Below are 12562 nucleotides of genomic sequence, written 5' to 3' on the forward strand. Positions count from 1 at the left end.
CCACTCACGGGCTCACGAGCGGAGCAGGTCCGAGCACTTCTCCCCGATCATCATCGTGGTGATGTTCGGGTTGATCGCCGGCAGGAAGGGCATCGCCGAGCCGTCGGCGACGCGCAGGTTCTGCACGCCACGGACCCGCAGCGCCGGGTCGAGGACGGCCATCGGGTCGTCGTCGGTGCCCATCTTCGCGGTGCACGCCGGGTGGTAGACGGTGTTGTGGGTCTTGGTGATGTAGTCGGCCAGCTCGTCGTCGGTCACGGCGTCCGGGCCCGGCGCCAGCTCGGCGGCGATCCACTCCTTGAGCACGGGCTGCTCGGCGATCCGCCGGGCCAGCCGGATGCCCTCGGTCATCACCCGCAGGTCGTGGCCCTCGGGGTCGGTGAAGTAGCGCGGGTCCACCCGGGCGCGGTCGCGGAAGTCGCGGGTGCGCAGCCGCACGGTGCCCCGGGACCGCCCGCGGGTGACGTTCGGGGTGAGGCAGAAGCCGTTGTCGGTGGTCGGGTAGCCCCAGCGCACCGTGTTCATGTCGAACGGGACCGAGCCGTAGTGCATCATCAGGTCCGGCCGGTCCAGCCGCGGGTCGGTGCGGTGGAACAGGCCGATCTCCCACCACTGGGTGGACTCGGCCACCATCGGCCTCGCGGCGTCCCAGAAGACCAGGCCCTCCACGTGGTCGTCCAGGTTGGACCCGACGCCGGGCAGGTCGGAGCGGACGTCGATGCCGAACTCGCGCAGGTGGTCGGCCGGCCCGATGCCGGAGAGCATCAGCAGCTTGGGGGTGTCGATCGCGCCCGCCGAGAGGATCACCTCGCGGTCGGCGTGCACGGTCTCCCGGCCCGGCCCGATCCCCCGCTGGTACTCGATGCCGGTCGCCCGGGTGCCCTCGAAGAGCACCTGCGAGGCCCAGCAGTCGGTCCGCACCTCGAGGTTCGGGCGCGAGTCCAGGATCGGGTGCAGGTAGGACACCGACGCCGAGGCCCGGGTCCCGTCCGGGAAAGAGTTGATCTGGAACCAGCCGGCCCCGTCGGTGACGGTGTGGCCCTCGTTGAAGCGCACCGTCGGCATCCCGACCGCGGCCGCGGCCTCCAGCACGGCGGACCCGCAGGGGTCGCGCGGCGGGACCTGCATGAGGTTGACCGGCCCGGAGCGGCCGTGTCCGTCCCATTCCCCGTCGTTGGTCTCCAGGCGCGTGATCAGCGGCCAGCACTCGTCGGCCGACCAGCCGGTCAGCCCCATCGACGCCCACTCGTCGAGGTCCTCGCGCGGGGTCCAGAACGCGATGCACGAGTTGTGCGACGAGCAGCCGCCGAGCACCTTCGCGCGGGCGTGGCGCATGTGCGAGTTGCCGCTGGCCTGCGGCTCGATCGGGTAGTCCCAGTCGTAGCCGGAGTCCAGCAGGTTCATCCAGTCGGTGAGCTTGAGGATGTTGTCGTCGCCGACGTCGGACGGGCCGGCCTCCAGCAGCAGCACCCGCGTCGACGGGTCCTCGGACAGCCGTGCGGCGACCGCGCATCCGGCCGACCCACCGCCGACCACGATGTAATCGAAACGGTCGCTCATGCCTGCTCCCCCTCCGTGCTCCCGGCGAACCAGCGCTGCGGCTCCGGGGCCGTGTTCTGCCAGATGTGCTTGATCTCCTGGTACTCCGCCAGGCCGGTCGGGCCGAGCTCGCGGCCGTTGCCGGAGCGGCCCATGCCGCCCCACTCGGCGCCCGGGAAGTACGGGTGGAAGTCGTTGATCCACACGGTGCCGTGCCGCAGGGCGTTGGCCACCCGGTTGGCCCGGCCCATGTCCTGGGTGAACACCGCGCCGGCGAGGCCGTACTCGGTGTCGTTGCCGAGCCGGATCGCCTCGTCCTCGGTCGTGAAGCGCTCGACGGTCAGCAGCGGCCCGAACGTCTCCTCGCGGATCAGCCGCGAGCCCGGCTCCAGGTCGGTGATCACCGTGGGCAGGTAGAAGTACCCGTTCGCCAGCTCGGGGTCGTCCGGGCGGGCGCCGCCGCAGCGGATCGTCGCGCCCTCGGCCCGCGCCGCCGCCACGAAGTCCTCGATCTTGGCCAGGTGTGCCGCCGAGACCAGCGGGCCGACCTCGACGCCGTCGGCCAGGCCGTTGCCCAGCCGGATCCGCTGCGCCCGCCGGACGATCTCGTCGATCACCGCGTCGGCGATCGAGTCCTCGATGATCAGCCGGGCGCCCGCCGAGCAGACCTGCCCGGAGTGCAGGAACACCGCGAGCATCGCGTAGTCGACCGCGAGCTCGAAGTCGGTGTCGGCGAAGACGATGTTCGGGTTCTTCCCGCCGAGCTCGACCGCGGTGCGCTTGACCGTGTCGGCAGAGGCCTTGATGATCGCCTGCCCGGTACTCAGGCCACCGGTGAACGACACCATGTCCACGTCCGGGTGCGCGGTGAGCGGGGCGCCCACCGAGGGCCCGTCGCCCAGCACGATGTTGACGACGCCGGCCGGCACGCCCGCCTCGGCGCAGAGCTCGACCAGCGTGATCGAGGTCAGCGGCGTGACCTCGCTGGGCTTGATCACCATGGTGTTGCCCGCGGCGATCGCGGGCGCGACCTTCCAGGACAGCTGCAGCAGCGGGTAGTTCCACGGGGTGATCAGCGCGCAGACGCCGACCGGCTCGTGCACGATCCGCGACACGACCGTGTCGCTGCCCGCGTCCACGATCCGCCCGGCGTCCTTGCCCGCGAGCCCTGCGTAGTAGCGGAAGACAGCGGTGACGTCGTCGACGTCCTGGCGGCCCTCGGCGATCGTCTTGCCGGTGTCGAGGGTCTCGGTGCGGGCGATCGTCTCGCGGTCGCGCTGGAGCAGGTCCGCGATCCGCCCGAGGATCGCGCCGCGCTCGTCGCTGGAGGTGGCCCGCCACGGGCCGGTGTCGAAGGCGCGGCGCGCGGCATCGACCGCGCGGTCGACGTCGTCGGACCCGGCCTGGTCGACCTCGGTCACCGTGGACGCGTCGTAGGGATTGATCACCGGCGCGGTACCCGCGGAGCCGGTGGTCCAGATTCCGTCGATGTAGAGGCTCGGCACCGGAGCAGCCTTCACCTGCGGCGGAGCTTACGCAAGCCGTGATCCACCGCTGATGACCATGGTCACCGGAGCGAGCGGGTGACGCAACCCCCGCGTCTCCTCGACCGGCGCGCTAGGGTTGCGCCATGGGCAACCCGGTGCGAACCCGCGAGTCGGGCGTGCAGTCGGTCGACCGCGCGATCACCGTCCTGGAGCTCATCGCGGGCCGCGGTGAGGCCGGTGTCAGCGAGCTGGCCGGCGAGCTCGAGGTGCACAAGTCGACCGCGTTCCGGCTGCTGGGCGCGCTCGAGGAGCACGGGCTCGTCGAGCAGGTCGGTGACCGCGGCAAGTACCGCCTCGGGTTCGGCCTGATCCCGCTGGCCGGCCGGGTGGCGGAACGGCTCGAGGTCACCACCCAGGGACGGTCGGTCAGCGAGGAGCTGGCCTCGCGGCTCGGTGAGACCGTCAACATCGCGATCCCGGACCGCGGCTACGCGGTCAACGTCGACCAGGCCCGCGGGCCGGCGATGGTGACCACCTACAACTGGCTGGGCCGGATCACCCCGATGCACAACACCTCCAGCGGGAAGGTGCTGCTCGCCGCGGCCGTCGCCGACGACCCGGCCGCGATGCCGGACGAGCTGGGGGAACGCCGGCGGGCCGCGCTCGGCGCCGAGCTCGTCCGGGTCTCCGAGCTGGGCTACGCCTGGTCGATCGAGGAGTTCGAGACCGGGCTCAACGCCGTCGCCGCCCCGGTGCGTGACCACTCGGGCACCGTGATCGCGGCGCTGTCGGTGTCCGGGCCCGCCTACCGGCTGCCGGACGAGCGAATCGAGGAGATCACCCCGGACGTCGTCGCGGCGGGCCGGGAGATCAGCCGCCGGATGGGGTTCTGGCACGAGTGAGCGCCCGGGCGACCGGGCCGCTCAGCCCGTGAGCCGCTCGAGCACCGGCGGCAGGATGCGCTCCACCTCGTCGCCGAAGCGCTGGAACTCCGGCCGCAGCAGCGGTGCGGCGAGCTTCAGCAGCCCCTTGAACCGCACGTCGGCCCGGTAGGTCACGATGCTGCCGTCCTCGGTCGGTTCGACGACGATGTCGTCGGTGGCCGTGACCGTGGCGTTCTCCCCGACGAACACCAGCCGCGAGTCGCTGCGCTCGACCAGGGTGGTCCTCAGCTCGGACTCCCGGCCGTTGAACACCGCGACCTGGTCCCAGGTGGCGCCGACCTCGATCGGGCCGCCGTCGTCGGAGCGCGTGCAGGCCTTCGTCCTCGGGTCCCAGATCTCGCTGTGCCCGAAGTCGGCGAGGTAGCCGAGCACGGTCCCGGCAGGGGCGGAGACCGTCATCACCCGCTGGACGCCGACCACGACGCTCCTCTCACCGGTTCGGACGGCGAGGATGGTCTCACGTCCCCCGGGCATGATCGAGAGCGACGGGCCGGTTCCGGCGGCCCGGTCGCGCCCGCGACCGGGATCCGGCGTTCCGCCGCGGGAACGGTGCCGCCCGGCGCAGACTCCGGTCCGGCCGCTGCGGCGGCGCAACCCCGGCGGAACGGGAGGACAGCGGTGGACGACGGGTACGGAGCCTCGCCGATGGCACGGGTCGAACCGGACCTGCTCGACGCGGCCGCGGGCCGGTTCGACGACGCCGCCGACGCACTGGCGGCCGCCGCCGCGGCGGTCCCGGCGCAGGCGCCGGCCGCCGGGTTCGCCGCGGCCGCCGTGGCGGGCGAGCTGGACGCGGACCTGGTCACCGCGGTGGGCGCGCACGCCGGCCGGGCGCGGGACCTCGGCGCCGCCCTGCGCGCCGCGGCCGCCGCGTGGCGGACCACCGACGACGCCGTCGCCGCGACGTTCAGCCGATCCCGCCGAGCCGGCTGACCCGGCCGAATCCGCTGAGCCCACCGAGTCCACCGAACCCGCCGAGTCCACCGTGCCCTCCCTGTCCGAGCTCGTGGCCTCCGACCCGGGGGCCTGGCTGCGCCGGGCGGGGAGCTGGGACGGGCTGGCGCAGCGGCTGGGCGCCCGCGCCGACGAGCTCGACCGGCCGGGGAGCGGGGCCGCACCGGCGGGCTGGCAGGGCGCCGACGCCGACCGGGCCCGCGCCGGGCGGGACGCACTGTGCCGGGCGCTGCGGGCCGACGCCGCCACGGCCGCCCGGGCGGCCGACGTCCTCGGCCGGCACGCCGGGGAGGTGCTCGCCGCCCAGCGCCGGGTCGTGCGGGCCGCGCTCGCGGTGCACCCGCTGCTCGACCTCGACCTGCGCACCGGCCGGATCGGCCTGCCGGGCGCGGCCGCGCTGCTGCCCGCCCCGTGGGCCGCTCTGCTCGCCGGGCGGCTCGCCCTCGACGCGGCGCGCTACGGGGCCGCGGTCCGGGCCGCGGTCGCCGAGGCGACCCGCTCCGACGACGCGGCCGCGGCCGCGCTGCGGGCGCTGCGCCCCGCGGCGGGGCCCGGGACCCCCGGCGCCGTCTCCCCCGCGCGCACGGTCCCGCCGCCGGGTCCGGCGGCCGCCCGCGCCTGGTGGTCGGGGCTACGGCCGGACGAGCGGGAACGGCTGGTCCGCACCCGTCCGGACCTGGTCGGGAGCACCGACGGCATCCCGGCCGCCGACCGGGACCGGGCCAACCGGCTCCGGCTCGCGGCCGAGCGCGCCCGCCTGCGGGCACTGGTCGCACGCGCCCGGCAGGCCGACCGGGCAGGCGACCGGGCCGCCGGGGCCCGCGCCGCAGCGGCGCTGGCCGGGCTCGACGCCGTGCACCACCGGCTCGCCGCGGGCGGGGCGTTCCTGCTCGACCTCGGCACCGGGGCGGGCGCGGGCCGGGTGGTGCTGGCGGTCGGCGACCCCGAGCGGGCCGAGCACGTCGTCACCCACGTCCCCGGGACGGGTGCGGGCTGGGCGTCGGTGCCCGAGGACCTGCGCCGGGTCGACGCCACCCGTGACGCAGCCACCCGCGCTGCCGTCTCTGCCGCTGCCGGCTCTGCCGCGGCCGCCGCGCCGCGGGAGCGGGTGGCCGCCGTGCTGTGGACCGGCTACGACGCACCGGGCGACCTGCTCGCCGCCGCACACCTCGGGCCCGCCGAGCGCGGCGCGGCCGACCTGCGCGGGTTCCAGGAGGGGCTGCGCGGCGGGCACGCGGGGCCGGTGCACCTGACCGTCGTCGGGCACTCCTACGGCTCGACGGTCACCGGCCGGGCGGCCGGGCCGGGGTTCGCCGCCGACGACGTCGTGTTCGTCGGCAGCCCCGGCGCCGGGGTGCGCAGCGCCGGGGAGCTCGGCGTCGCGCCGGAGCGGGTCTGGGCCACCACCGCGCGCCACGACCCGATCTCGAGTGCCCCGGGCAGCGAGCTGTTCGGCACCTCGCGCGGGCTCGGCCCGACCGGTCTGGCCCACGGCCCGAACCCCGCCGCCCCCGGCTTCGGCGCCCGCCTGTTCGAGTCCGCCCCGGGCACCGCGCTGCCGCGCCCGGACGATCCGGCGACCCCGACCGACGAGTCCGCACCCGCCGCCGCGCACGGCGCGTACTGGGACCCGGGATCGCCCGGTCTCGACATGCTCGGGCGGATCGTGTCGGGAACCACCGATTCGCCGTGACGGTGAGTGATTGTCGGACTGCTTCCCGATACCGCCCTCCGGCCGTCCGGCGGAATCGCCGAGCGCCCAATGAACCAGCGATGGTGCAGGTCACAGATAGTCGTCAGATCGACAGCGACTACCCTCCCGTCGGGTCGGGCACGGGCAGTAGCATGCGGGCGTGACCGACACCGAGAGCAGACCGGCGCGGCGTACCGGGCGCCCCCCGCTGACCGATCGGGCGACCTTGCTCGCGGCCGCGCGCGAGATCGGCTTCTCCGACCTCACGGTCGGCGCGGTGACCACCCGGGTCGGCGTCAAGTACTCGACGTTCTACCGGCACTTCTCCAGCCTCGAGGCGCTGGTGGCCGCGCTGGTGGACGACGTCGTGACCGACGACGTGTTCCCCGACGTCGAGAGCCGCTGGCAGGAACAGCTGCTCTCGTTCGCCGCGGCGACCTTCGACGTGATGGCCGCCCACCCGGGCCTGGCTCCCGCGCTGGTCCGGCTGCCGGACGCCCCGGACGCGATGATGACGGCGTTCCGCAGGCTCACCGACCGGCTCATCGCGGTCGGGTTCTCCGCCGAGGACGCCGTGCTCGCCAGCGGCACCGCCGTGCAGATGGGCATGCAGCCGTGGCTGAGCGCCAGCGGCCAGGGCGTGGGCGACCTGCGGCGGCGCGACCAGGTCCTCGACTCGGCGCAGGCGTTCGACCCGCAGGTGCGCGCGGTGTTCCGCGACCAGATCGACGACCCGCCGCGCAGCTGGACGCTGCGCCGGGTGGAGCTGGTGATCACCGGCCTGGAGGCCCGTCTGCCGTCCTGACCGGCACGACACACACGAACGCCCGGGGTGCTCGGCACCCCGGGCGTTCGTCGTTCACACGGTCAGGAGGGCACGACCTGGTCCGCCTGCGGGCCCTTCTGGCCCTGGGTGACCTCGAAGGTCACGGTCTGGCCCTCGTCGAGGGTGCGGTACCCGGAGGACTGGATCGCGCTGAAGTGGACGAACAGGTCCTGCCCGCCTCCGTCCGGCGTGATGAACCCGTACCCCTTCTCCGCGTTGAACCACTTGACGGTTCCCTGTGGCATCCGGATGTCTCCTCGCGTCTTGCCGGTACCTACGGAGTGGACCCTAGCCGTAGGACGGGCCGAGAGGGACACAGTCCCCACATGAAAATCGAAATGGCTCGTGCGTGGTTGTCGCGGTGGGAGCCGCGACAACCACTCACGATCCCGCTGAGCCCTCGACATGAGCGCGCACCGCGCTGCCGTCCGCGCTGAGCCAGCCCTTGCGCCCGGCGTAGGCCAGCATCCCGGCGAACCCGTCCTCCCAGTCCGGCCCGACCCGGCCGGCGGCGAGCGCGCGCACGGCGGCGACCCGCACCAGGACGTCGTCGCCGTCCGGCTCGCCGATGCCGTGCGCGGCCAGGGCCTCGGTGAACTCGTCGGGGGTCAGCCCGGCAGGCCGGACGACGTGGAAGGCGGTGAACACCTCCGGCTCGGCGAGGCGGGCGTCGGCGCGGGAGATCTCCAGGTACACGGGTGTCCCTTCAGATGCGGTAGGTGCGGATCTTGGCGTAGAGCGCGGTGCGGGAGATGCCGAGCTCGCGGGCGGCGGTGGACTTGTTCCCGCCGTGCGCGTGCAGGGTCGCCGCGATCACCCGGGCCTCGGCCAGCTGCAGCGGCGACAGCGTCGACCGGGTCGCGGCGGCGCGGACGTCGGCCGGGAGCGCGGTGGCCGTGAGCACCGGGCCGGTCCCGCCGGCGGCCGCGTCACCCACCACCCGGACGAGCTCGGCGAGGTTGCCGGGCCAGTGGTGGCGGCGCAGCGCGGCGAGCGCGTCCGGGGCGAACGAGAGCCCACCACCGCGGCGGCGCAGCAGGGACTGGGCCAGCCGGGCGACGTCGTCGGGCCGGCTGCGCAGCGGTGGCAGCGCGACGGTGGTGGCACCCAGCCCGTCGCACAGCAGGCCGGCGGCGTCGCCGGGCGCCTCCCCCTCAGGGACGGTGACGGTCAGCCCCACCGGCGGCCGCCCGGCCGGGTCGGCGAGGACCGCGACGACGGCGCGGGCGGCAGGGACGTCGAGCAGCTCGGCGTGCCGGAGCATCAGCGAACCACCGGCGGCCACGGCGTCGCGCAGGCGCCCGATCCAGGCGCCGGTCCCCTCGACGGCGTGCGTGGCGGCGTCCAGCACGGTCGGCGCCGGGCCCAGTGCCCCGGCGAGCACGGTCGCCTTCCCGGTGCCGGCCTCCCCGCGTACGGCGACCGGCCCGGTCGCGGCCAGCTCCGCGGCCCGGGTACCCGCGGCGCTCCACGGGTCGCTGCGCGACTCGGCCGACCGGCGCGGCACGGGCGCGACGGTCCGGGCGCCCGGGCCGCTGACGGTGAGCAGGGCACCGGCCGTCGTCCCGGCGGCCCGGACCAGCTCCACCCGGGCGGTCAGGTCGGCGGGCAGGCCGATCGTCGTGCGGTCGGTGCGCAGCGTGCGCAGCTCGTCCCACAGGTCGAGCCGGTCCAGCCCGAGCCCGCCGGCCGCGGCGTTGGTGAGCAGCACCCCGTCCCCGACCACGGCGACCGGGCCGCTGTCGCGCCGCTGGGCGTCCAGGAACGCGTCGAGCAGGCGCCGTTCGCGCAGGCTCGCGTGCTCCAGCAGCGCCGTGTGGATCTCCTCGACGAGCTTGCGCACGACGACGGTGAGCAGCGAGTTGGTGTCGCCCGCGCGGCAGGTGACGTTGACGGCGCCGACGGTGCGCCGGGTGATCGGGTGGCGGACGGGGGCGGCGACGCAGGTGACGTCGTGGAAGCGCTGGACGTAGTGCTCGGCCCCCCGGACGACGGCGAGCGCGCCCGTCTCCAGGGCGGTGCCGAGCCCGTTGGTGCCGACGAACTCCTCGTCGAAGCAGAAGCCCTCGACCACCGACAGGTCGTCGAGGGTGTCGCGCAGCATCGGCTCGGAGACCCACCGCCAGATCACGCTGCCGCGCTCGTCGGACAGGGCGAGGCAGGAGCTGTCCCCGACCAGCAGCTCGGCCATCCCCGTCATGATCGGGACGGCGACCCGGGCGAACGCGGTGTCCAGCTCGGTCTCGACGAAGGGGACGTCGACGTGCTCGGGGTCCACCCCGCTGAACCGGGAACGGCGCCAGGAGGTCAGGACGTCGCCGCGCAGGTCGTCCGGTTCCTGCCCGGCCTGGAACAGCTCCCAGGGGCCTCTGGTCGTCATCGCCACCTCCTTCACCCCATCCTCGGCACCGCGGTGGCCACGCGCCAGGGCCGGGTCCCCCTCGGCGGTGGGGACCCGGCCCGGGCGGGGTGGATCAGGCCTGTCCGGCCTTCTCCTGCTCGTAGCGCTTGGTCATGGCGTCGACGGCGTCGAGCTGGGTCTGCGCGTGCTTCTCCCGCGTCGACTGCGCCCGGTCCTTGGCGGCGAGGGTGCCCGCGGCCTGGCCCTGGAACTCCGGCATGACGTGCTGGGCGATGAGCTCGTAGCTGCGCTTGGTCGCCTCCGGGTTGGCCCACTCGTGGCCGAGCAGCAGCATGGCGCCGAACCCGCCGGACTGGTCGACGAGCTTCTGCACCTGGGCCTTGGCGTCGTCGACGGTGCCGATGGCCCCGATCCCGGCCTCGTTGATGAAGTCGATCATCTCCTTGACGTTCGACCCGTCGCCGACGGCCATCTGGGGGAACGCCGCGACCTTCTGGAAGTAGTTGAACCAGTGCTCGATGCCGTACTCGACCTCGCGGTAGGCCTGCTCGCGGGTCTCGGCGATGTGCATCAGCCCCACCAGCCGCCACGAGCTGCGGTCCGGCGCCGGCTGCCCGTGGTGGGCCGCCCGCTCCTCGACCACGCTCCAGTGGTGGGCCAGCGCGTCGAACCCGTCCTGGGTCAGCGTCGCCCCGATCGAGAGCAGCCCCACCCCGTGCTGCCCGGCCATCCGCGGCCCGGTCGGCGAGGCCACCGCGGCCACCGCCACGTCGAAACACGGGTCGCTGTAGGGCGCCAGCTGCAACTGCGCATCGATCAACGTGTGCGTACGGGTCTCGGCGTTGACCACCTCCCCGCGCAGCAGCCGCATGATGATGTCGAGATTGACCTCGAGCAGCTCACGGGTGTCGGTCGGGTTCAACCCGATCATCGCCGAGTCCGTCGGCAGCGACCCCGGACCGCACCCCAGCATCGACCGGCCCCGGGTCAGGTGGTCCAGCATCACCATCCGGTCGGCCACCCACAGCGGGTTGTGGTACGAGATCGAGGTCACCCCGGTACCCAGCTTGATCCGCCGGGTCCGCTCCGCCGCCGCGGCGATGAAGATCTCCGGCGAGGCGATGATCTCCGACCCGGCCGAGTGGTGCTCACCGATCCAGGCCTCGTCGAACCCCAGCCGGTCCAGGTGCTCGACGAGCTCCAGATCGCGCTGCAACGCCAGGGTCGGGTTCTGCCCCGGCTGGTGGAACGGGGCGAGGAAGGTGCCGAAGCGGAGTCGGGTCACGGGGCTCTCCTGAACAATCGTGGAGCGGTCGCGTGTGATCCCGACCGCATCGTCCGGAGCGCCAGCATGACCCCGCTCACGGGCTCCGAGCTGTTCGGAAAGTGGACAGTGCCGGGCTCGCTACGCCCCGGTCCCGCTCCCGCGTTCGCGCAGCTCGATCCCTGCCGGCGTCCGTGCCCCGGCGAGCCCGCACACGAGGTCGAGCTCGGCGATCACGTTCTGCAGCACCTGGGCGACGCCGCGGGCGCCGTCGAGCGCGAGCCCGTGGGCGTACGGGCGGCCCAGCAGTACCGCCCGGGCGCCCAGCCGGACCGCGGTCGCGACGTCGGCCCCGGTCCGCACGCCGCTGTCGAGCAGTACGGCCAGCCGGTCCCCCACCGCCTCGGCCACGCCGGGCAGCGCGTCCAGCGAGGCCACCGCGTGGTCGAGCTGGCGGCCGCCGTGGTTGGAGACGACGACGCCGTCGGCACCGGCGTCCGCGGCGCGGCGGGCGTCGTCGGGGTGCAGGACGCCCTTGACCACGATCGGCAGCCGGGTCCGCGCCCGCAGGCCGGCGAGGTCCTCCCAGGACAGCTGCGGTCGCGAGTAGACCCGCAGGAACGTCTCGACGGCGGCCCGCGGCACCGGCGAGCGCAGGTTCTCCAGGAAGCCGCCGGGCGCGTTGCGGGTGATCTCCAGCAGGGTCCGCACGGCCTGTGGGGTGACCCTCGGCGACGGCCCGGTCGCCGGCCGGGCGAGCGCCTCGTCGACCAGCCCGCGGAAGACCGGGTCCGATGTGTACTGGCCGATGCCGATGCCGCGGGCGAACGGCAGGTGCCCGAGGTCGAGATCGCGCGGTCGCCAGCCCAGCATCGTCGTGTCGAGCGTGACGACGACCGCCTCGCACCCGCTCGCCTCCGCCCGGGCGAGGAAGCTGTCCACCAGCTCATCCGATGTGGACCAGTAGAGCTGGAACCAGCGCGGTGCACCGGCCGCGGCGAGCTCCTCCATCGGCGCACCGGCCTGGTTGGAGATCACCATCGGGACGCCGGTGGCCGCGGCGGCCCGGGCCACCGCGGTGTCGGCGCCGCGGCGGACCAGGTCGAGCGCACCGATCGGGGCGAGCAGCAGCGGGGCGGGAAGCCGGCGCCCGAACAGCTCCACGGACAGGTCGCGCTCGCCGACGTCGCGCAGGATCCGCGGCACGATCTCCCGGCGCGCGAAGGCCTCGCGGTTCGCCCGCAGCGTCGTCTCGGCGCCCGCTCCCCCGGTGATGTAGGCGTCGGCGCGCCGGCTCATCGCCCGCCGGCCGCGCCGCTCGAGCTCCTCGGGTCCGGTGGGGACACGCGGGCGGGTGCCGACGACGCCGTCGCGGTAGATCCGTTCCTGGCGCGCCCGCCCCGGTGCCGGCACCGTCATGTCGCCTCCCGTCGTCGTCGGACGGCGCCAGGCTACGGCGCGCGGGTGCCGGACGGGCCCGTGCGCGCTGCGCG

The 12562-nt window shown here is 74.6% G+C and carries 12 protein-coding genes; 4 read left to right on the top strand and 8 right to left on the bottom strand.

What is annotated here, in order from left to right:
• Positions 1–12: 12 nt before the first annotated feature.
• Complete coding sequence (locus tag BM093_RS13715) at positions 13–1560, bottom strand: GMC family oxidoreductase (protein WP_093342539.1); 1548 nt, start codon at positions 1558–1560, stop codon at positions 13–15.
• The gene (locus tag BM093_RS13720) at positions 1557–3044 is read right to left on the bottom strand and encodes an aldehyde dehydrogenase family protein (protein WP_177238470.1); all 1488 of its coding nucleotides are present in this window, start codon (positions 3042–3044) and stop codon (positions 1557–1559) included. The genes BM093_RS13715 and BM093_RS13720 overlap by 4 nt, the downstream gene beginning before the upstream one ends.
• Positions 3045–3169: 125 nt before the next feature.
• Here BM093_RS13720 and BM093_RS13725 point away from each other — a divergent pair, with 125 nt between their 5' ends.
• Positions 3170–3928 (top strand): IclR family transcriptional regulator, encoded by a 759-nt coding sequence (locus BM093_RS13725; protein ID WP_177238463.1) that lies wholly within the window; start codon positions 3170–3172, stop codon positions 3926–3928.
• A gap of 21 nt (positions 3929–3949) precedes the next feature.
• Here BM093_RS13725 and BM093_RS13730 read toward each other — a convergent pair whose 3' ends face one another.
• Positions 3950–4390, bottom strand: coding sequence for an SRPBCC family protein (locus tag BM093_RS13730; protein WP_093342546.1), 441 nt, complete (start codon positions 4388–4390; stop codon positions 3950–3952).
• A gap of 225 nt (positions 4391–4615) precedes the next feature.
• Here BM093_RS13730 and BM093_RS13735 point away from each other — a divergent pair, with 225 nt between their 5' ends.
• The 3 genes from BM093_RS13735 to BM093_RS13745 all read left to right on the top strand — a co-directional run bounded on the left by BM093_RS13735 (position 4616) and on the right by BM093_RS13745 (position 7422).
• Complete coding sequence (locus tag BM093_RS13735) at positions 4616–4903, top strand: hypothetical protein (protein WP_143105373.1); 288 nt, start codon at positions 4616–4618, stop codon at positions 4901–4903.
• A 52-nt stretch (positions 4904–4955) separates the two neighbouring features.
• Complete coding sequence (locus BM093_RS13740) at positions 4956–6617, top strand: alpha/beta hydrolase (protein WP_093342550.1); 1662 nt, start codon at positions 4956–4958, stop codon at positions 6615–6617.
• 160 nt (positions 6618–6777) lie between these two features.
• On the top strand, positions 6778–7422 hold the full coding sequence (locus tag BM093_RS13745) for a TetR/AcrR family transcriptional regulator (RefSeq protein WP_093342552.1): 645 nt from the start codon (positions 6778–6780) through the stop codon (positions 7420–7422).
• A gap of 62 nt (positions 7423–7484) precedes the next feature.
• On the opposite strand, the gene BM093_RS13750 is transcribed toward BM093_RS13745, so the two are convergent.
• From BM093_RS13750 to BM093_RS13770, 5 genes are all read right to left on the bottom strand, one after another.
• Positions 7485–7688, bottom strand: a complete 204-nt coding sequence (locus tag BM093_RS13750; RefSeq protein ID WP_093342555.1) for a cold-shock protein — start codon at positions 7686–7688, stop codon at positions 7485–7487.
• Between the two features lie 136 nt (positions 7689–7824).
• Positions 7825–8139, bottom strand: a complete 315-nt coding sequence (locus tag BM093_RS13755; protein ID WP_093342558.1) for a hypothetical protein — start codon at positions 8137–8139, stop codon at positions 7825–7827.
• 10 nt (positions 8140–8149) lie between these two features.
• The gene (locus BM093_RS13760) at positions 8150–9823 is read right to left on the bottom strand and encodes a sigma-54-dependent Fis family transcriptional regulator (RefSeq protein WP_143105374.1); all 1674 of its coding nucleotides are present in this window, start codon (positions 9821–9823) and stop codon (positions 8150–8152) included.
• 94 nt (positions 9824–9917) lie between these two features.
• Positions 9918–11090, bottom strand: a complete 1173-nt coding sequence (locus BM093_RS13765; protein ID WP_093342564.1) for an LLM class flavin-dependent oxidoreductase — start codon at positions 11088–11090, stop codon at positions 9918–9920.
• Positions 11091–11210: 120 nt separating this feature from the next.
• Positions 11211–12488: an alpha-hydroxy-acid oxidizing protein gene (locus BM093_RS13770; protein WP_093342567.1), complete on the bottom strand. Its 1278-nt coding sequence runs from the start codon at positions 12486–12488 to the stop codon at positions 11211–11213.
• Between the last annotated feature and the right edge of the window lie 74 nt (positions 12489–12562).

It is taken from the genome of Pseudonocardia ammonioxydans, from assembly GCF_900115005.1.
GTDB classification, from domain to species: Bacteria; Actinomycetota; Actinomycetes; order Mycobacteriales; family Pseudonocardiaceae; genus Pseudonocardia; species Pseudonocardia ammonioxydans.

Bases quoted from the DNA above. Each gene is read 5' to 3' on its own strand.
- BM093_RS13750 (WP_093342555.1), bottom strand. From the start codon at position 7,688: ATGCCACAGGGAACCGTCAAGTGGTTCAACGCGGAGAAGGGGTACGGG.
- BM093_RS13770 (WP_093342567.1), bottom strand. From the start codon at position 12,488: ATGACGGTGCCGGCACCGGGGCGGGCGCGCCAGGAACGGATCTACCGC.
- BM093_RS13715 (WP_093342539.1), bottom strand. From the start codon at position 1,560: ATGAGCGACCGTTTCGATTACATCGTGGTCGGCGGTGGGTCGGCCGGA.
- BM093_RS13735 (WP_143105373.1), top strand. From the start codon at position 4,616: ATGGCACGGGTCGAACCGGACCTGCTCGACGCGGCCGCGGGCCGGTTC.
- BM093_RS13725 (WP_177238463.1), top strand. From the start codon at position 3,170: ATGGGCAACCCGGTGCGAACCCGCGAGTCGGGCGTGCAGTCGGTCGAC.
- BM093_RS13760 (WP_143105374.1), bottom strand. From the start codon at position 9,823: ATGACGACCAGAGGCCCCTGGGAGCTGTTCCAGGCCGGGCAGGAACCG.